Here is an 18,908-nt window from a genome sequence, read left to right on the forward strand (position 1 = left end):
CGACTCTTGGGGCCCGCTTGAGCCGGATGCGGGGACGACCCGCACGTCCGGTTCTGAGGGGGCCGGGGTACGGCAACGTACCCCGGCTACCCGACTGGGGCCGCCCCAATCGCGATACGGTGCCGCCATGTCACCGCCAGTCGAAACCGGCTCAGTATTGTCTCCCGTCACCGCGGACGACGTCGACCTTGCTGTGCGGCTCGCCGTGGGCGTCCTTCGTGAGGCACCCGCGGCGGGGTGGGATGGTAAGGCCGGTTCGCTGGAGTGGGACTGCTGGGAGACCGTCGAGCACCTCGCCGACGACCTGTTCTACTACGCCGTCCAGCTGGGGCCGCAGAGCCCGCCGCTGGACACCCATGTGCCCTTCGCGTTGAGCGAGAAGAGGCCGGGCGGACCTGCGAACTTCCTCTTCGCGGACCGAAACGCGGGTCCGGTCGGCCTGGTGCAGGTGCTGGAGGCGTGTGGCGCGCTGCTGGTCGCCATGGTGCGTACGACGCCGCCCCAGGTCCGCGCCCACCACGCCTCCGGGGTGTCAGACCCCGAGGGCTTCGCGGCAATGGGGGTGGTGGAGACGCTGGTGCACACGCACGATGTGGCGGAAGGCTTCGGGCTTACCTGGACCCCGCCGTCCGCTCTCTGCTCGCGAGTGCTCACCCGTCTGTTCCCAGAAGCCCCGGCTGGCGCAGATGCCTGGCTCACCCTGTTGTGGGCCACCGGGCGCGCCGAACTGCCCGGGCACCCTCGTCTCACCACATGGCGCTGGGACAGCACGCTGCGGTCATAGGCGCGAATCGACTTGAGCCGAGGTCAGTCTGAATGCCGTGCCCGTACCTCGGTGAGAGCGGACCGAGCCAACCGCCACGACCACCAACCCGGCGGAACCTATGCGGTCACAGCACTAGCGGGTCAGTGTCTCGAAGCCGGCGTCGTCGCAGTACCGCACGATGCACCCCTCCGCGTCGGAGTCGCTGTTGTTCATCGCTGCCGTCGTCGCATCCGCCAAGGTGCGGCCTCCGCCGACGGTCTCGTCCCTGAGCGGTCGCATCGCGAGGAAGGCGTTTTCAGCGACGGCCCCGATCTCGTCGTACCCGGACGACTCCGGCGTGTCCGTCTCGGTGCCCGTCTCCGCGCCCGTGTCCGCCGCGTTCCGCGCCTTCTGCCATGCCCCCAGCTGCGTGCAGTAGGCCTCCCGCTGCGCGGTCAGCCGCTGCTCGTCCTTGCCCTCGGACGAGGAACACCCCGCCGTCACCACCACCGCCACCAGGACGAGGGCCAGGACTGGGACTACCGACTTGAGCACGCGCACCACGGTTCCCCCGGCTGAGACTGCGTCCGCCCGACCCTGTCACCTTCAACCCCCGCGACAAGATACCCGCGTGGGACCTCACCGTCTCCGCAGCTCTCCCTTGACCACCTTCCCGCTCGCGTTGCGCGGCAGCTCGCCGACGAACTCCACCGCCCTCGGGACCTTGTAGTTCGCCATCTCGCGGCGGGCCCAGGCGATCAGGTCGTCGCCGGTGAGCGGCACGCCCGGCCGTCGTACGACGTACGCCTTGCCGACCTCGCCGAGCCGCGCGTCGGGGACGCCCACCACCGCCACGTCCGCGATGTCCGGGTGCAGGCCCAGGAGTTGCTCTATCTCCGCCGGGTACGCGTTGAAGCCGCCGACGATGAACATGTCCTTGATGCGGTCGGTGATGCGGAGGTTGCCGGCGTCGTCCAGGACGCCGATGTCGCCGGTGCGGAGCCAGCCGTCCGGAGTCATCGCCTCCGAGGTGGCCGGGGCGTCCTCGTAGTAGCCGCGCATGATGTTGAAGCCGCGGACCAGGACCTCGCCGGGAGAGCCCGGGGCGACCGTTTCGCCCCTGGCGTCCACCACCTTCACCTCGGTGCCGGGGATCGCCCGGCCCGACGTGGACGCGATCACGGCCGGCTCGTCGCCCCTGCGGCACATCGAGACGATCCCGCTCGCCTCGGAGAGGCCGTAGGCGGTGAGGACCGTACCCACGCCCAGTTCCGCCCGCAGCCGCTCCACCAGACGCAGGGGCACGACCGCCGCGCCCGTCACCACCAGGCGCAGGGCCGAGAGGTCGTACGTGTCACGGTTCGGGTGGTCCAGGAGGGACTGGTGGAGGGTGGGCGGGCCGGGGAGTACCGAGATACGTTCCGAGGCCACGTTCGCCAGGACCGTGTCCACGTTGAACACCGGCTGCGGGATCATCGTCGCGCCCCGCATCAGGCAGGCGATCACGCCCGCCTTGTAACCGAAGGTGTGGAAGAAGGGGTTCACGATCAGATAGCGGTCCCCCTCGCGCAGGCCCGCCAGTTCGCACCACACGCCGTACGCCCGCAGGGTCTGCGCGTGGGTGATCACGGCGCCCTTGGGGCGGCCCGTCGTGCCCGAGGTGAAGATGATGTCCGAGGGTGCGGACGGGTCCAGCGACGAGGCCCGTTCCCGCACCTGAGCAGCCTCGACCTTGTCCCCGCTCGCCAGGAAGTCCTTCCAGGTGCGGAAGTCGGCCGGGGCGTCGTCGGACAGGACCACCACCTGCTCCAGCTGCGGGAGACCCGGGAGGGGGCCCACACCGGCCGACCCCCCGGAGGCCCCCTCGGAGGTCTCCCCGGAGGCCCCCTCGGAGGAGACCTCGGCGCAGGCCCGTCGCAGGGACGCCACGTACGACGTCCCCAGGAACGTCCCCGTCACGAACAGGAGCTTCGTCCGGCTCCGGGACAGGACGTACGCCGCCTCCGCCCCCTTGAAGCGCGTGTTCAGCGGGACGAGGACCGCGCCCGCCGAGACCGCGCCCAGGGAGGACACGATCCAGTCCAGGGTGTTGGGCGCCCAGACGGCCACCCGGTCGCCGGGTTCCACGCCGTTCGCGACGCAGGCCGCCGCCGCGCGTTCCACCCGGGCGCCCAGCTCCGCGTACGTGACACGCGTGCGGCCCTCGACGACCGCCTCCACGTCCGCGTACCGCTCGGCCGCCGCCCGCACGAGCCCCGGGATCGTGCCCCACTCCAAGTCACCGCGCACAGCAAGCCTCCCCAGCAGTAGCTGACTACCCGTCAGATTAGCTGTAGCCTGACGCCCTGTCAGCATCGGCGGACCAGGGTGGAGGTGTGCCCATGGCACGGACAGGCGCAGGGACAGGCGCAGGGGCAGGCGCACAAGTAGGCATAGGGGCGGGCACCGGGGTGGCGGGGCTCAAGGACGCCACCGCCCTCGTCGGGATCGGACAGACCCCTTTCGCCAAACAACTCCCCCACAGCGAGAAGGCGTTGGCGTGCCGCGCGATCCTCGCCGCCCTCGACGACGCGGGAATCTCCCCGGCCGAGGTCGACGCGCTCGCCTCCTACACCATGGAGGAGACCGACGAGGTGGAGGTCGCCAAGGCCGTCGGATTCGGCGACCTCAGCTTCTTCAGCAAGGTCGGCTTCGGGGGCGGCGGTTCGTGCGCCACCGTCGCGCATCTGGCGTCCGCGGTGGCCACCGGCCAGGCGACGGTAGGGGTCGCCTGGCGGTCCCGCAAGCGCGGCAGCGGCCCGCGCCCGTGGAAGAACACGGCCGTCCAACTCCCCACCCCCGCCCAGTGGACCCGCCCCTTCGGCCTCCTCCGCCCCGCCGACGAGATCGCCATGCTCACCCGCCGCTACCTGCACGAGTACGGGGCGACCCGGGAACACCTCTTCAACGTCGCCCTCGCCTGCCGGAACCGGGCCAACCAGAACCCCGCGGCGATGATGTACGAGCGGCCGCTGACCCGGGACATGTATATGACCTCGCGCTGGATCAGCGAACCCCTCTGCCTCTTCGACAACTGCCTGGAGACGGACGGGGCGCTGGCCTGCGTCGTCGTCTCCGCCGAACGGGCCCGCGACTGCCGGCAACGGCCCGTGTACGTGCACTCCGCCGCCCAGGGCCTGCCCGCCCAGCACCACGGAATGGTCAACTACTGGAACGACGACCCGCTGACCGGCCCCGCCTGGACCGCCGCCCGCCACCTCTGGAAGCACGCCGACTTCACCCCGGAGGACGTCGACGTCGCCCAGATCTACGACGCGTTCACTCCCCTCATACCGCTCTCCCTGGAGGGCTACGGCTTCTGCGGGCGCGGCGAGGGCGGCGCGTTCACGGAAGGGGGCGCCCTGGAGATCGGCGGACAGCTGCCGCTGAACACGAGCGGCGGCGGACTCTCGGAGGCGTACGTCCACGGCTTCAACCTCATCAACGAGGGCGTGAAGCAGCTCCGGGGGACCAGCACCGCGCAGGTACCGGGAGCCGCCACCTGCCTGGTCACGGCGGGCGAGGGGGTCCCGACGTCGGCCCTGCTCCTGAGGAACTGACGGCCGCCGGAACGTATCGCGTTGGATCGGGTTGGATCGTTTTGTATCGGGACGTAGTTGAGGAGGAGCCCACATGCTCACACCCGTCGTGGACGACGACGGCGCCCCCTTCTGGGAGTACGCCGCCCAGGGCGAACTGCGCGTCCAGGCCTGCGCCGGGCCCGGCTGCGGCGAGCTCCGTTTCCCGCCCCGGCCCTGCTGCCCGCACTGTCACTCCTTCGACAGCGAGTGGCGGAGGATGAGCGGCAGGGGACGTGTCTGGTCGTACGTCTTCCCGCATCCGCCACTCCTCCCCGACTACGCGGCGCAGGCCCCGTACAACGTGATCGTCGTCGAGCTGGCGGAAGCGCCGCGCATCCGGCTCGTGGGGAATCTCGTCAGCGGGCCGGACGCACCGCTCAACTCCGTCGCGCCGGAGCGGATCCGGATCGGCGCGAAGGTGCAGGTGGTCTTCACAGGCGGCGGGGACGGCGGCAGCGGTGGGGACGGCGGGGACGGCATCCGGCTGCCCCGGTGGACGCTGGAGCGGCCATGACCCTGCGGATCGCTGTCGACAAGGACACGGGTGTCGCGCTCGTCACCCTGGACCGGCCGGAGCGGCTCAACGCCATCGACCTGGACACGGCGGCGCAACTGAGCGCTGCCTGGCGGGACTTCAGGTTCGACGACTCCGTACGGGCGGTCGTCCTCACCGGGGCGGGCGAGCGGGCTTTCTCGACGGGCCTCGACCGCGGCGCCGAGGTGCCGCAGCCCGACTCGCCGTACATGCTGGACGATCCGCTCGTCGCGGTCGGCCCGAAGGCGGCCGGGCTGTGGAAGCCGGTGATCGCCGCCGTGAACGGCATGGCGTGCGGCGGGGCCTTCTACCTGCTCGGCGAGGCGGAGTTCGTGATCGCGGACGAGACTGCCACGTTCTTCGACCCGCACACCACGTACGGCATGGTCAGCGCGTACGAGTCGATCTATCTGGCGCAGCGGATGCCGTTCGGCGAGGTGGCGCGCATGGCGCTGATGGGAACGGCCGAACGCGTCTCGGCCCGGCGCGCGTACGAGGTGGGGCTGGTCTCCGAGATCACCGCCCCCGGCGAGGCCGTCGCGGCCGCGGTGCGCTGCGCGAACGTCATCGCGTCGTACCCGACCACGGCCGTACAGGGCACGGTACGGGCCGTCTGGTCCGCGAAGGAGGCGACCAGGACGGCGGCCCTGTCCCAGGCCCCCCACCTGGTCACACTCGGAAACCTGCCACCCGACACACAGGCGGCGCTGTTCGGCGCCCGCCGCACCGGGTTCCGGACCCGCTGAACCCGCCCCTTCTGTGAACTCGCCGAACACCCGTGCTGCTTCAGCCTTCCAAGTAGGCGAGTACCGCCAGGATCCGGCGGTTGTCGTCCTCGGACGGTTCCAGTCCGAGTTTGGTGAAGATGTGGTAGCTGTGCTTGCTGACGGTCTTCTCGCTGACGAACATCCGGGCGGCGATGGCGGCGTTGGTGCGGCCCTGGGCCATCAGAGAGAGCACCTCGTGCTCGCGCGGGGTCAGCTCCAGCAGGAGGGGGTCCCCCGAGCGGTGGGTCAGCAGGGCGCCGACCACGTCGGGATCCATGACCGTACTGCCGGCGGCGACCTGACGGACGTTGGCGACGAACTGACCGACGTCCATCACCCGGTCCTTCAGCAGGTAGCCCACCGCCCCTGCGCGATCCGACATCAGTTCCCTGGCGTACAGCTGCTCGACGTACTGCGAGAGCACCATGACGGGCAGGGCGGGGATCTGCTTGCGTGCGTCGATCACGGCGCGCAGGCCCTCGTCGGTGAAGGTCGGGGGCAGCCGCACGTCGACGACCGCGACGTCGGGCCGGTGGGTCGTCAACGCCCTGATGAGAGAAGGGCCGTTGTCGACGGCTTCGACGACCTCGAAACCGTTGGCCTGGAGGATCCTGATCAGGCCCTCTCGGAGCAGGGCGAGGTCTTCGGCTATGACGACGCGCACGGCAGCGACATCCTTATCTCGGTGGGTCCGCCGGGCGGACTGTCGGCGGTCAGGGCGCCGTCGAAGGCCGACAGGCGGCGCGCGATGCCCCGCAGGCCGGTGCCGCCGTCAAAACCGGCACCCCCGCGGCCGTCGTCGGACACCCGCATCGTCAGCAGCCCCGCCGTCGTGCCCGGATGGGGCGTGAACTCCACACTGATCTCGATGCGCCTGGCCTCGGCGTGCTTGATGGCGTTCGTCAGGGCCTCAGCGACGGCGAAGTACGCCGCGGACTCGACCGGCGCGGGCAACCGTCCGGGCAGGCGGGTGACCACCGACGTCGGTATCGGGTTCGCCAGGGCCAGCGCCGTCAGAGCGCCGTCCAGGCCGCGGTCCGCGAGCACCGGCGGATGGATGCCGCGTACCAGGTCCCGCAGTTCGGCAAGGGCACCGGCGGTTGACGCGCGGGCTTCGGCCAGCAGCCGCTGAACGGCCTGCGGATCGTCGGGCAGGAGTTGTTCGGCCAGTCCCAGGCTCATGCCCAGCGACACCAGCCGGGCCTGTGCGCCGTCGTGCAGGTCCCGTTCGATCCGGCGCAGCTCGCCCGCCTGGGTGTCGACGGTCTCGGCCCGCGAGGCGGCCAGCTGCGCGACCCGGGCCCGTAGTTGTGCCTGCGCGGTGGGTGCCAGCAGGGAGCGGATCACCTGGGCGTTGAGGTTCGCCAACCGCGTGACGGTGGTGTACCAGAGCAGGAAGAACACCGGGCCGAGCGGAACCAGGGCGAACGACTCCTGGACGCTGTGCAGACGAAAGCCGTTGCCCAGCGGCGTGCGGAAGACCTCAGGAGGCGTCAGCGCGTACAGCAGCGGATAACTCAGGTAGAAGACGCCGCAGACGAAGAACAGGAACGACAACCCGTACGTGAACCAGCCCGTGATCGAGTTGACCACCAGCCAGGCCCAGTCCCGCCAGGTCGCCGGGTCCCGCAGGATCGCCCACAGCCGTACCGGCCAACCGCCGTCAGGCGCCGGTGCGTAGGGCCGGGCCACCGGTTCACCGAGCCGGTCGGCCGCCCACTGGCGGTGCAGGCCGGCGAACCAGCGCACCAGAACGGTCGACAGCAGGGTCAGCGGAATGCCGGCCCCGAGCGCGACGAGTGGCACCGAGGTGGTCCAGAGCGTGAGCAGCCCGAACCCCAGGACCGCGCCGAGCAGCAGCACCAGTGACCAGCCCAACAGGCTCACCCGCAGGTCGAGACCGGCACGGAGTCCGAGACCGGCGCGCGGGGCAGGGCCCGCGTGCGGGGTCAGACCGGTGTGCGGGGCGGCGCCGGTCGCGGGACGTTCCCCCGACTGCGCTGAGCCACGGGGGGTCTGGCGCTCGTCGGAGTAGGTCATCGCGCTCCATCATCCTGCATCGTGCGTCGCGCCCGAGTTCGTACGCCGCGCCCGCACTCGTGCGTCGCGCCCGTGCATCGGTGCCGCGTCGGCCGGGCGGCCGGCGCCAGGCCACCATCGCTGGCCAGAAACTGATGATGCCCAGTCGGCCCGGGGCCGCGCACTGGGGTTGAGTCCACCATCGCGGGGGCTCAGCACCCGTGTCCTGCGTCCCCGTGGCCGGGAGGCTTGAGCCGTCGGAAAGCGCGGGGCGGCAGACCTCACACACCACGGTCGATCGACCCGTTTCCCGTGCCGTTCCTGATGCCTCGTGCCTCAGGCCTCGTGCCTCAGGCCTCACGTCCAGGAGGACACCTCGTGTTTCGGAACGCTCCCCACACCCGGCCCGCTCGACAGGCTTACCTGACGCTGGCCCTGGCCACGGCGCTGACGGGCACGCTCGTGGCCTGCGAGACGTCCGCGGCAGCTCAGGGCACCGCCCACACCCCGGCCGGCCGGCCCAGCGTGGTGGCAGCCCAGAAGGCGCAGCTGGAAAAGCTCGCCCAGCAGGATGTGGACGCCGGAGCCCCAGGCGTTGTCGTGCGGGTCGACAAGGGCAACGACAAGGGGAAGGGAAAGGGCAACGGGCGGGTGATCGAGATCGCCCGGCAGGCGTCCTGGACCAGGTCCGACCACACCCTCGCCGCGAGCGACCGGTTCCGGATGGGCTCCAACACCAAGACGATGGTGGCCGCCGTGATCCTCCAGCTGGTCGCTGAACACCGGCTCCAGCTGACCGACCCGGTCGGGAAGTGGCTGCCCGGCCTCGTCCCGAACGGGGGCGCGATCACCATGCGGATGCTGCTCAACCACACCAGCGGCCTGTTCAACTACACCAACGACCCCGCCGTGCTCAAGGCGTTCACCGGCCAGGACACCAGGCTCTGGACGCCCCAGGAGCTGCTGGCCGCCGGCGTCCGGCACGACCCGACGTTCGCGCCCGGCACGGACTACGCCTACAGCAACACCAACTACGTCGCGCTCGGCCTGATCGCCGAGAAGGCGACCGGGCGCACCCTGGCCGACCTGATCCAGCAGCGGATCACCGGACCGCTCCACCTGAAGAACACCTACCTGGCCACCGGCACCGAGACCGACGCCAACACCGGCACCGGTGCTGCGAAGAGCCCCGCACTCGCCCACGGCTACGAACCGGACGCCGACCACCTCGGCCCGCTGCTCCCCCCGGGCACGCCCGCCGGGACCGCGTTCGCCGGACCCGCCCGGCCCGCCGGTCACGTCGACACCACCTGGATCAACTCCAGCACGGAATGGGCCGCCGGCGGCATGGTCTCCACCGCGCAGGACTGGGCCCGTTTCGACAGCGCGCTGATGTCCGGCAAGCTCCTGCCGCCCGCCCAGCTGAAGGAGATGAAGACCACCGTCGCAGAGGAGTCCGAGTTCCCGAACCGCCGGTACGGGCTCGGCCTGGAGAAGGTGGTCACCCCCTGCGGCACCGTCTGGGGCCACAACGGCCAGGTCCCCGGCTACTCCAGCGAGGACTACACCGACGCCACCGGCGAACGTACGGTCTCGGTCTTCACCGCCACGATCTTCGGTCTGGCCTCGCCGAAGCCCGCCGCCGCCGACCGGGCTCTGGTGAACGCCGCGATCTGCACCCTGCTCGACAAGCCGATCCCCGCCACCGGGGAGGCCACGCCGACCGCATCCTGAGCCCGCCACCGCACCCGCGTCCATGCCCACGGGCTCCTGGGCCCCCACCACCTGCGCGCGCCCCGTCGGCTGCCGCACCGCGAAGAAGGATGTTCCACCATGTCCATGTCCGCACTGGCCAGATGGTGCTTCCGGCACCGCCTCCTCGTCGTCGGGATCTGGGCCGCGTTGCTGGTCGCGCTCGCCGTCCCGTACGCGACGCTCGGCACCGGCTACTCCGACACGTTCAGCCTGCCGGGGCTGGAGTCGTCGAAGGCCCAGGCCCGGCTCCAGGCCTCCGAGCCCCGGCAGGCCGGGGACAGCGACCAGATCGTGGTGCACGTACCCGACGGCTCGGTCCGGGACGCCGCCGTCCGGCAGAAGGTGACCTCGATGCTGGACCGGGTCGAGGCACTGCCCTCGGTCGCCTCGGTGACCAGCGTGTACGGCCCCGCGGGAGCTTCCCGGATCAGCAAGGACGGCAGGACCGCCTACGCGACGGTGACGTTCGACGTGGAGGCCGAGCGGATACCGGCCGCCGATGTCACCCGGGTCATCGACACCGCCCAGGCGGCGCGTGACGCGGATCTGCGGGTGGAACTGGGCGGTCAGGCCGTCAGCTCCGTGGCCGAGGGCGAGACGCAGAGCACCGAGGCGATCGGGCTGGTCGCCGCCGGCATCATCCTCTTCGCCGCCTTCGGCTCACTGCTGGGCATGCTCCTGCCCCTGCTGGTCGCGATCGCCGCGCTCAGCGCCGGACTGCTCGCCATCGGGCTGACCTCGCACGTGATCACCCTGGGCACCGACGCCCCGACCGTCGCGGCCCTCATCGGGCTCGGAGTCGGCATCGACTACGCCCTGTTCATCGTCACCCGCCACCGGACCGGCCTGCAGAGCGGCCTGGCACCCGAGCAGGCGGCGGTACGCGCGCTGGACACCTCCGGGCGGGCGGTCGTCTTCGCCGGACTCACCGTCGTCACCGCCCTCCTCGGTCTGCTCGTCCTGCGTGTCGGCCCCCTCACCGGGATGGGGATCAGCGCCGCGACGGCCGTCCTGTCCACGGTGGTCGCGGCGGTGACGCTGCTGCCGGCCCTGCTCGGCCTCTTCGGAGGCAGGCTGCTGAACAGGCGTCAGCGGCGGGCCGTGACCACCTGGAACCACGCGAGCACCCAAGACCGAGGAACCGGTCACCACCCTGCCCTGAACACGCACCGGAACCCGGGACCCGGTCACCCTGCCCTGAACACGCAGCCGCACGCACCGGCAAGGTCCAGGGGCCGCTGGGCCGCACAGGTCGAGCGCCACAAGACACTGTTCGCCGTGGCCGCACTCCTTGTCGTCGCCGTCCTCTCGCTGCCCGCGCTGTCGCTGCGCCTGGGGACCCTGGACGCCGGGAACGACCCCGAGGGCACCACCACCAGGGCCGCGTACGACCTGCTCGCCGAGGGCTTCGGCCCCGGCTCCAACGGACCGCTTGTGCTGGTCGCGCAACTGGGCGCACCCGGTGACGAGCCCGCCCTGAACCAGCTGGTCTCGACCGTGCGCAGCAGTCCCGGAGTCGCGTCGGTAACGGCCGGGCCGGTCACCGCCACGCCAGGGGTGTCCGTCATCGAGGTGGTGCCGACCGGCGCGCCGCAGGACGAGGCCACGAGCGACCTGATCACCCACCTGCGCGAGGACGTCGTCCCCGCCGCGGAGCGGGGAAGCGGTCTGACGGTCTACGTCGGTGGCACGACAGCCGCCTCCGGTGATCTGGCCGACCTGCTGGCGGGCAAACTGCCGGTCTTCCTCGGGGTGATCGTCGGACTCGGCTGCCTGCTGCTGATGGTCGCCTTCCGCAGCATCCTGATCCCGTTGACCGCCGCCGTGATGAACCTGCTCGCCTCGGCCGCGTCCTTCGGAGTCGTCGTCGCCGTGTTCCAGTGGGGATGGGGCTCCGAACTCCTGGGTCTGGGGAAGGCCGGGCCGGTGGAGGCCGAACTTCCGGTGATCATGCTGGCGATCCTCTTCGGCCTGTCCATGGACTACCAGGTCTTCCTGGTCAGCCGGATGCACGAGGAGTGGGAGCACACCCGCGACAACCACCGCGCCATCCGGATCGGCCAGGCCGAGACCGGCCGGCTGATCAACGCCGCCGCCCTGATCATGATCTGCGTGTTCACCGCCTTCGTCCTCGGCGGTCAGCGGGTCATCGCCGAGTACGGGGTGGGGCTGGCCGCGGCCGTCGCCATCGACGCGTTCGTCCTGCGCACCGTGCTGGTCCCGTCACTGATGCACCTGCTGGGCCGGGCGAACTGGTGGCTGCCTGCCTGGCTGGGGCGAATCCTGCCGCGCGTATCGATCGAGGGCACGCCCTCCCACGAACAGACCCCCGCCCTCCCTGCCGCCCTCGCCCCCGTGCCCTCGTACGTGCCCATGCCCGCCCCCGCGCTGCCCGTGTCCGTGGCCCCGAGGGCAGCGCGGCCGGAGCGAACGGAGGATCCTCACCACACTGGTGTGACGACGCCCGAGAACCGACCGGTGCCGGTGCCTGTGCCGGTGCCGGTGCCTGTGCCGCCGCCGGTACCGCCGGACAGCACACGGCGTGCTCCGAAGTCGCTCGTTGTGGCGTACCTCTGGTGGTCCTTCCTCGGCGTGTTGGGCATGCACCACTTCTATCTCGGCAGGACCCGCCTCGGGCTGCTGCACCTGTTCACCCTCGGCCTCTGCGGCCTGGGCTGGCTGGCCGACGCGTTCACCCTGCCCCGCCAGGTCCGAAGCGCGAACGCCCAAGGGGAGGTAGTCATGCCAACTCCGAAGGCCGGTAACCCCGTTGCGGGGCTACGAAAACGGTAATGGGGGGCGGGGAACTGCGCGCCCAGCCCTCACCGGGCCGCACGTGCCGCACGGCGTCAGGAACGGGCCGTGCCCGTCCCCTTCTCCGCGTCCAGCGCGTACACGCACCGGTCCTTGCTGCACGCGTACACCACGCCGTCCTTGACGACAGGCGCCCCGGTGATCTCCCCACCGGTCGCGAGCTTCCACCGCAGCCGGCCGTCGTCGGCCTTGAGGGTGTAGAGGAGGTGATCCGTGGAGCCGAAGTGGATCCGGCCCTCCGCCACCGCCGGTGCCCCCACCAGGTCGCCGCCCGCCTGGAAGCGCCACTTCGGCGTACCGGTGACCGCGTCCAGCGTGTAGAGCCCCTTGCCGCTGCCCACATGGACGTGCCCCGCCGAGACGAGAACCGGGTCGATGGACGACCGGGCCTCGGTGGCGATGCGCCAGCGGTCACGCCCGTCGGTGGCGTCGAGTGCGTACACCGTGCCGAGGTAGTCGGCGAGGTACACCCCGCCGCCCGTGACGGCCGGCCCCGGCGCGAAGGTGGGCGGGCTGAGGAACACCGCGGGCGCCTCGAAGTGCCACCGCACGTGCCCGCCGGCGATGTCGATGGCGAGAACGCGCGTACCGGCCGCCACGTACACGTATCCGTCGTCGCCGTGGGTGATCCGGACGGGCACTCCGCCGCAGGACGCCGCGTCGCCGATGGGATACGACCAGCGCTCCTCACCCGTACGGGCCTCCAGCGCGCGCAGGCGGGCGTCCTTCCAGACGTAGACCGTGCCGTCGTGAACGGCCGGGCCTGCCTCGGGCGACTCGAAGTCGGTCTGTGCTCCGGTGATCTCCCAGAGCTTCTGCCCGTTGGCGGCCTCCCAGGCCTGTACGCCGCCGCCGCGGGTGCCGGTGACGACGGTGCCGCGGCCCGCCTTGAGGGAGTACACCCAGGCGTCGGTCGGCAGCCGCCACAGGTCGGTGCCCTCGCGGGCGTCCAGGGCGAAGAGGGTGGGGCCGTCGGAGGCGTGGACGCGGCCGTCGGCGACCGCCATCGACCAGGCGACGTCCCGCGTCTTGAAGCGGCGCCGACCGGTGGCCACGTCCAGCGCGTGCACCTCGAAGGACGTGACGTAGACCAGGTCGCCGGCGACGGCAGGCGTGCCCCACACATCGTTCGACATGCGGAAACGCCACGGCCGCCAGGACGAGCCGCCGTCCGGCCCGGGAGCGGCCGAGGGCGCGGGTACAGGAAGGGGGCCGGGGACGGGTCCGGCCGCCACGGGGTCGGCGCCGTTCACGCCGGGCCGGGGCCGGGACCAGGAGGCCGCGAGTCCGGCCTCCGGGGGAGGCGCTTTCACGGCGGCCGCGCGGGCGTCGGCGACGCGCGGGCCGGGCCCGATCGGCACCTGGCCACCGGCGAGGCGTACCGGGCCGGCGTCGGGCGCCCCACCGTGCCGGCCCGCTCCCGCGCCGACCGGCACGGGAGGCCTGGGCGGCGGCATGGGAGGCGGCATGGGAGGCGGCATGGGCGGGTCGTGGGCCGGCGGGGGCGGCGCCACGGCCACCCCGCGTCCGCCGCTGCGGCCGGAGGGCGGCTTCGGGGCCGGTCGGCCACCGCGCCGCGTCTCGATCAGGCTCACGGCCCGCTCGGGCAGCCACGCGGACGCCGTACCGCTGTCGTCGGACCCGGAGTTGAAGAGGTGGGGTGCCAGCTGGGCCTGGAGGTCGGCCGGGTTGGGGCGGGCCGTCGCGTCCATCTGCATACAGGACTCGATCAGCGGGCGCAGCTCGTCCGGGAGGCCTTCGAGGTTCGGGCCCTCCCTGAGCAGCATGAAGACGGTCTCGACGGGGTTCGCGCCGTGGAAGGGCGCGTGTCCGGTCGCCGCGAAGACGAGCATCGAGGCGAGCGAGAAGACATCGCTCGCGCCGGTCACACTGCGGGAGTCCTTCGCCTGTTCGGGCGACATGTACGCGGGTGTGCCGACGGCGACGTTCGTCATCGTCAAACGTGTGTTCGATACCCCGGAGGCGATACCGAAGTCGATGACGCGCGGTCCGTCCTCGACGACAAGCACGTTCGACGGCTTCAGGTCGCGGTGGACGAGGCCGGCGCCGTGGATGGACTGCAGCGCCTCGGCGACACCCGCCGCGAGCCAGCGGACCGCCTGGGCCGGCATCGGCCCGCACTCGGTCACTATCTCTTCGAGGGAGGGCGCGGGCACGTACGCGGTGGCCAGCCAGGGCACGGCCGCGCGCGCGTCGGCGTCGACCACGGCCGCCGTGTAGAAGCCGGAGACGGCACGAGCCGCCTCGACCTCGCGCGAGAAGCGGACGCGGAACAGCTGATCCTCGGCCAGCTCGGTCCTGACCGTCTTGATCGCCACCCGCCGGCCCGAGGCCGAGCGCGCGAGATAGACCAGCCCCATGCCGCCGGCACCCAGCCGTCCCAGCACCTCGAACGGTCCGATCCGCCGCGGATCGTGCTGTGTCAGCTGATCCACCACTTGCCTGCCACCTCCCCGTACGCGGCCGCGCTTCCAGCCACCGCTCCAGCCGCAGCTTCCGCCACTGCGCAGCGTCTCATCACCGAACCGCTCCGGCGGCACGCACCCCCGATTCTTCCTGGCGGAGGCCCCGGTTGCGAACCCGGGACCGATTCGGGATGTCTGCCGCCATTCCCGGGCAAACAGCCTCGGTCCACCCTGCTTTTCGACGTCAGCCGGTGCTTTTCGACGCTTATCGGAGTTCGGCGTACGGATCCGAACCTTGGAGCATCACCCATTTCACCAGCGGAGAAACCTGAGTTTCCGCGCCGGAGTGCGGCTCGCGCCGCCTCTCCTGTCGCATCTCATGCCCTATCTCATGCCATGTCGTATGCCAAGTCTCATGTCATATCTCATGCGGTATCTGGTTCGGCATCTCATGCGCTACCTGGTTCGGTATCTCGTGCGGCATCCCGGCGCTGGAGCAGCGCGAAGGACGCCCCCTGATTGTCGCTGACGACGGCCACGCGCCCGTACGACGTGTCGAAGGGCGGCGCCTGGACCCGGCCGCCGAGCCGCGTCACCGTGCCGAGTACGGACTCACAGTCCCGCACGCCGAAGTGCACGAGGAAGTGGGGCGGCATCTCCGCCGGAAAGAGGTCGGTGATGGGGGCGCGGCCGAATTCGCGGGTCACGCCGGGTCCGAAGAGGGCGTCGCGGAAGAGGCCGGGGTAGAAGGCGTCGGCGGCGGCCGTGTCCCGCGCGTACAGCTCGACCCAGCTGAAGGAGCCCGTCCCGCGGCAACTGCCGAAACCGGGGTGCGTACCGGCCTCCCAGAGTCCGAAGACGGCACCCTCGGGGTCGGCGGCGAGGGCCCCGATGCCGTACGGGCCCACCCGCACGGGTGCCGTGACGATCTGGCCGCCCCCTCTCCGGATCCGGTCGGCCATGTCCTGGGCTCGCGGGGTGGCGAAGTAGACCGTCCACACGGTGGGCATCCGGCCGTCCCGCTTCGGCACGAGGGCCGCGACGGGTTCCGTATCGAGATACGCCCGTACGGCGCCCGCGTACGGGCTCTCGGCCGTCTGCCCGCCTTCAGAAAGGGCAGAGGACTCAAAGGGGTCAAAGGGGTCGGTGAGGGCTGAGGGGGCAGACGGGGCTGTGGGGACCGTGGGAGCTGCGGGCCCGGCGGGCTCGAAGGTCCACCCGAAGACTCCACCGTAGAAACGCTTGCCCGCCTCGACGTCCGGAAGCTGGGCGTCGATCCAGCAGGGGGCACCCTCGGCGAACGCGGCAGAGCCTTCAGTTCCAGCCATGCGCACAAGCTAACGGCCTTTCACGCATCCCGCAGTACGGGCGGCGCCCCTGCCCCTCGGGCCTGTGCACCCCATTTGCAGTCGGCCGAATCGCGCTCCGATCACCCCTCGGTAAGCTGACGTCATGACAGGACAAGTGCGTACCGTCGACGGCCGTGTGGCCGGTCGGCGCGGGCAGGCGACGCGGCAGAAGCTGCTCGACTGCCTCAGCGAGATGCTCAGCTCCTCGCCCTACCGCGACGTCAAAGTCATCGACGTCGCGCGGAAGGCGGGCACTTCACCGGCGACCTTCTACCAGTACTTCCCGGACGTCGAGGGCGCCGTGCTGGAGATCGCCGAGCAAATGGCGGCGGAGGGAGCCGGTTTGACCGAACTCCTCGAAGGACGCTCCTGGGTCGGCAAGGCAGGCTGGCAGACCGCGCAGGAACTCGTGGACGGGTTCCTTGAGTTCTGGCGCAAAAACGACGCCATCCTCCGAGTCGTCGACCTGGGCGCCGCCGAGGGCGACAAACGCTTCTACAAGCTCCGCATGAAGATCCTCAACTCCGTGAACAACTCCCTCACGGACACGGTCAAGGAGCTTCAGGCGAAGGGCAGGGTCGACAAGGACGTCAACCCGGCGGCGATGGCGGGTTCCCTTGTGGCGATGCTCGCGGCGGTGGCCTCGCACCAGAAGGGCTTCCAGACGTGGGGCGTGAAGCAGGCTGAACTCAGGCCGAACCTGGCGCTGTTGGTGCACCTGGGCGTGACGGGCAAGAAACCGACCAAGTAGTCCGCACGTTCTCCAGGCACTCGTTCTCCAGGCACTCGTTCTGTCACGCCGGCGGCAGTTCACCTCGGTGGGCTGCCGCTCGCCGCACTCCCGAGCCCGTGGCCTCCCCTCAGGCCCGCGTGGCCTCCCTCGCGTCCGTCACCTCCGTACGATCCGGAACAGCCGGATCTCCCGGTCCACCCGTGACTGGTACGTCGCGTACGGCGGCCAGAACGCCAGCAGCGCCTTCCACGCCGCGTCCCGTTCCGCACCGCGCAGGAGCCGGGCGGTCACCGGTATGTCCCGGCCCTTCCAGTTGATCTCCGCGTCCGGGTGGGCGAGCAGATTGGCGGTCCAGGCGGGGTGGTCCGTGCGCCCGAAGTTGGACCCGACCAGCACCCAGCTCCCGGTCTCACCCCTGTCCCTGTCCCTGTCCCTGTCTCCGTCCCGGTCCGCGTTCTCCTCTGGCATGCAGGCGAGAGGCGTACGCCTGAGCAGCCCGCTCTTCGCACCACGCACCGTGAGGATGACACCGGGCAGCATCTGGGCGCTGAGCAGCACCTTCCCGCGCGTGAGCCGGTGGACCGCACGGTCGAGCGCCGGAATGACATGGGGCGCGATCTTCGCGAAGCCCCGTGTCGAGGACACCTTCTGCACCAGCCGCACCCCGGGGAGCCGCGAGGGTCGCGACGGCTGCGACGGCCGTGAGTGCCGCGGCGGCTGCGGGGAGTCCGGGGACGGCGGAGTGTTCGAGGAGGGCGTGGTCATCAGACCGCCACCTCCCCGCCGCCGAAGAGCCGCGCCGCCTCGGCCGCGTACGCGCGCAGCCGGTGCACCGGACCGAAGAGCAGCTCGTCACCGGCCGCCCGCTTGAAGTACAGGTGCGCCTCGTGTTCCCAGGTGAACCCGATCCCGCCGTGCAGCTGGACGGCCTCGGAGGCGGTGGTGCGCAACGCCTCCAGGGCCTGCGCGAGCGCGAGCCCGCCGGTCCTCTCCCTGCCCTCGGCTGCCGCCCAGGCCGCGTAGTAGGCGGCGGAGCGTGCGGCCTGTACCTGTACGTAGAGGTCGGCCAGCCGGTGTTTCACCGCCTGGAACGACCCGATCGCCCGCCCGAACTGTTCGCGCTGTTTCACGTATTCCACGGTCCGCTCCAGTACGCGGTCGGCGGCGCCGACGGCCTCCGCGGCGAGGACGGCCGCAGCGGAGTCCCCCACGGCGGCGAGCACACCATCGACGTCGACGCTCTCGCCGCCACCCCCGTCATCCCTGTCATCCCTGTCATCCCTGTCACCCAATAACTCTGCCGTGACGTCGCGGAGTTGGATCCGGCTCTGCGACCGGGTCTCGTCGAGAGAGGTCTGCCGGACGCGGGTCGCCCCTTCCCTCACGAGGAAGAAGAGGGTGCGCGAGCGGGCGAAGCCCCCGGTGTGCGCGGCGACGACCAGCAGGTCCGCGCTGTGCCCGTCGAGCACCTGGTCGGCCTGCCCGTACAGCCGCCACGCGCCGTCGGCCTGCCGCGCCTGTACGCCTCCGGCCCGTCCGCCGCCCGCCCAGTCCCCGCGGTTGTCGCCGGTCAGGCCCAGGGCGGTGGTCAGTGCGGCACCCGGCACGGCGAGGGCGGCGGTCAGCTCGCCGGAGGCGATACGGGGCAGGAGAGCGGCACGCTGACTCCGACTGCCCAGGGCGAGTACGACAGGCGCGCTCAGAACGGCCGACGCGAGCAGCGGGGAGGGGGCGAGGGCCCGCCCCAACTCTTCGGCGGCCAGGGCCATTTCGGTGGTGGAGCACCCCACTCCACCGTAAGCCTCGGGAAGTGCGAGCCCGGGAAGACCGAGTTGTTGCGCGAGGGATTCCCAGAGCGCGGGGTCGTAGCCGTCCGTGGTCCGTACGGCGGCCCTGACGTCTTCCGGGCCGCAGCGTTTGAGGAGCAGCTCACGGAGGGTGCGGCGGATCTCGTCCTGTTCCGCGGTGAAGGTGGCGTCCATCGGCTGGCTCCTCCCCGGGCCGGGTGTCCGGCGGCCGGTTCCCAGATCTCCGGATCTCCAGATCTGACGGCCCGTCATGTTAGGGCGGCGGTCGGCAGATGCACAGGGTCACGACACCGCACCTCCCACACTGCCCTGAATCTGATGTACCGTCAGATTCCAT

At 71.2% G+C, this 18,908-nt stretch carries 15 protein-coding genes; 7 read left to right on the forward strand and 8 right to left on the reverse strand.

All coding sequences use genetic code 11. The annotated features are described in order from the left end of the window. Positions 1-127: 127 nt before the first annotated feature. Positions 128-784, forward strand: a complete 657-nt coding sequence (locus tag AB0D14_RS40105; protein ID WP_362788970.1) for a hypothetical protein — start codon at positions 128-130, stop codon at positions 782-784. A gap of 114 nt (positions 785-898) precedes the next feature. Here AB0D14_RS40105 and AB0D14_RS40110 read toward each other — a convergent pair whose 3' ends face one another. Next, positions 899-1,300 carry a hypothetical protein gene (locus tag AB0D14_RS40110; protein ID WP_362788972.1) on the reverse strand — a complete coding sequence of 134 codons (402 nt, stop codon included), beginning with the start codon at positions 1,298-1,300 and terminating at the stop codon, positions 899-901. An 84-nt stretch (positions 1,301-1,384) separates the two neighbouring features. Then, the gene (locus tag AB0D14_RS40115) at positions 1,385-3,034 is read right to left on the reverse strand and encodes a fatty acid--CoA ligase family protein (protein ID WP_362788974.1); all 1,650 of its coding nucleotides are present in this window, start codon (positions 3,032-3,034) and stop codon (positions 1,385-1,387) included. Between the two features lie 161 nt (positions 3,035-3,195). Here AB0D14_RS40115 and AB0D14_RS40120 point away from each other — a divergent pair, with 161 nt between their 5' ends. The 3 genes from AB0D14_RS40120 to AB0D14_RS40130 all read left to right on the forward strand — a co-directional run bounded on the left by AB0D14_RS40120 (position 3,196) and on the right by AB0D14_RS40130 (position 5,646). Continuing rightward, the gene (locus AB0D14_RS40120) at positions 3,196-4,344 is read left to right on the forward strand and encodes a lipid-transfer protein (protein WP_362789033.1); all 1,149 of its coding nucleotides are present in this window, start codon (positions 3,196-3,198) and stop codon (positions 4,342-4,344) included. A 73-nt stretch (positions 4,345-4,417) separates the two neighbouring features. Beyond that, a complete protein-coding gene (locus AB0D14_RS40125) occupies positions 4,418-4,879 on the forward strand; it encodes an OB-fold domain-containing protein (protein WP_362788976.1) in 462 nt (153 codons plus the stop codon). Beyond that, the gene (locus AB0D14_RS40130) at positions 4,876-5,646 is read left to right on the forward strand and encodes an enoyl-CoA hydratase/isomerase family protein (RefSeq protein WP_362788978.1); all 771 of its coding nucleotides are present in this window, start codon (positions 4,876-4,878) and stop codon (positions 5,644-5,646) included. The genes AB0D14_RS40125 and AB0D14_RS40130 overlap by 4 nt, the downstream gene beginning before the upstream one ends. A gap of 40 nt (positions 5,647-5,686) precedes the next feature. Here the strand turns inward: AB0D14_RS40130 and AB0D14_RS40135 are convergent, their stop codons facing one another. Continuing rightward, positions 5,687-6,331, reverse strand: a complete 645-nt coding sequence (locus tag AB0D14_RS40135; protein ID WP_362788980.1) for a response regulator transcription factor — start codon at positions 6,329-6,331, stop codon at positions 5,687-5,689. After that, the gene (locus tag AB0D14_RS40140) at positions 6,316-7,707 is read right to left on the reverse strand and encodes a sensor domain-containing protein (protein ID WP_362788982.1); all 1,392 of its coding nucleotides are present in this window, start codon (positions 7,705-7,707) and stop codon (positions 6,316-6,318) included. Before AB0D14_RS40140 ends, AB0D14_RS40135 begins: the two co-directional genes overlap by 16 nt. 357 nt (positions 7,708-8,064) lie before the next feature. On the opposite strand from AB0D14_RS40140, the gene AB0D14_RS40145 reads away from it, so the two are divergent. Together AB0D14_RS40145 and AB0D14_RS40150 are read left to right on the forward strand one after the other, a co-directional pair. Next, on the forward strand, positions 8,065-9,420 hold the full coding sequence (locus tag AB0D14_RS40145) for a serine hydrolase domain-containing protein (RefSeq protein WP_362788984.1): 1,356 nt from the start codon (positions 8,065-8,067) through the stop codon (positions 9,418-9,420). Positions 9,421-9,519: 99 nt separating this feature from the next. Next, complete coding sequence (locus tag AB0D14_RS40150) at positions 9,520-12,234, forward strand: MMPL family transporter (RefSeq protein WP_362788987.1); 2,715 nt, start codon at positions 9,520-9,522, stop codon at positions 12,232-12,234. Between the two features lie 56 nt (positions 12,235-12,290). Here AB0D14_RS40150 and AB0D14_RS40155 read toward each other — a convergent pair whose 3' ends face one another. Both AB0D14_RS40155 and AB0D14_RS40160 read right to left on the reverse strand, forming a co-directional pair. After that, on the reverse strand, positions 12,291-14,714 hold the full coding sequence (locus AB0D14_RS40155) for a serine/threonine-protein kinase (RefSeq protein ID WP_362788989.1): 2,424 nt from the start codon (positions 14,712-14,714) through the stop codon (positions 12,291-12,293). 416 nt (positions 14,715-15,130) lie between these two features. Next, positions 15,131-16,009, reverse strand: a complete 879-nt coding sequence (locus AB0D14_RS40160) for a VOC family protein (protein WP_362788992.1) — start codon at positions 16,007-16,009, stop codon at positions 15,131-15,133. 136 nt (positions 16,010-16,145) lie between these two features. On the opposite strand from AB0D14_RS40160, the gene AB0D14_RS40165 reads away from it, so the two are divergent. Further along, positions 16,146-16,781 carry a TetR family transcriptional regulator gene (locus tag AB0D14_RS40165; RefSeq protein ID WP_362789036.1) on the forward strand — a complete coding sequence of 212 codons (636 nt, stop codon included), beginning with the start codon at positions 16,146-16,148 and terminating at the stop codon, positions 16,779-16,781. 138 nt (positions 16,782-16,919) lie between these two features. Here AB0D14_RS40165 and AB0D14_RS40170 read toward each other — a convergent pair whose 3' ends face one another. Both AB0D14_RS40170 and AB0D14_RS40175 read right to left on the reverse strand, forming a co-directional pair. Next, the gene (locus tag AB0D14_RS40170) at positions 16,920-17,528 is read right to left on the reverse strand and encodes a nitroreductase family deazaflavin-dependent oxidoreductase (RefSeq protein WP_362788994.1); all 609 of its coding nucleotides are present in this window, start codon (positions 17,526-17,528) and stop codon (positions 16,920-16,922) included. Next, on the reverse strand, positions 17,528-18,745 hold the full coding sequence (locus AB0D14_RS40175; RefSeq protein ID WP_362788997.1) for an acyl-CoA dehydrogenase family protein: 1,218 nt from the start codon (positions 18,743-18,745) through the stop codon (positions 17,528-17,530). The genes AB0D14_RS40170 and AB0D14_RS40175 overlap by 1 nt, the downstream gene beginning before the upstream one ends. Positions 18,746-18,908: the final 163 nt, after the last annotated feature.

It is taken from the genome of Streptomyces sp. NPDC048484 (assembly GCF_040651415.1).
Taxonomy (GTDB): Bacteria; Actinomycetota; Actinomycetes; order Streptomycetales; family Streptomycetaceae; genus Streptomyces.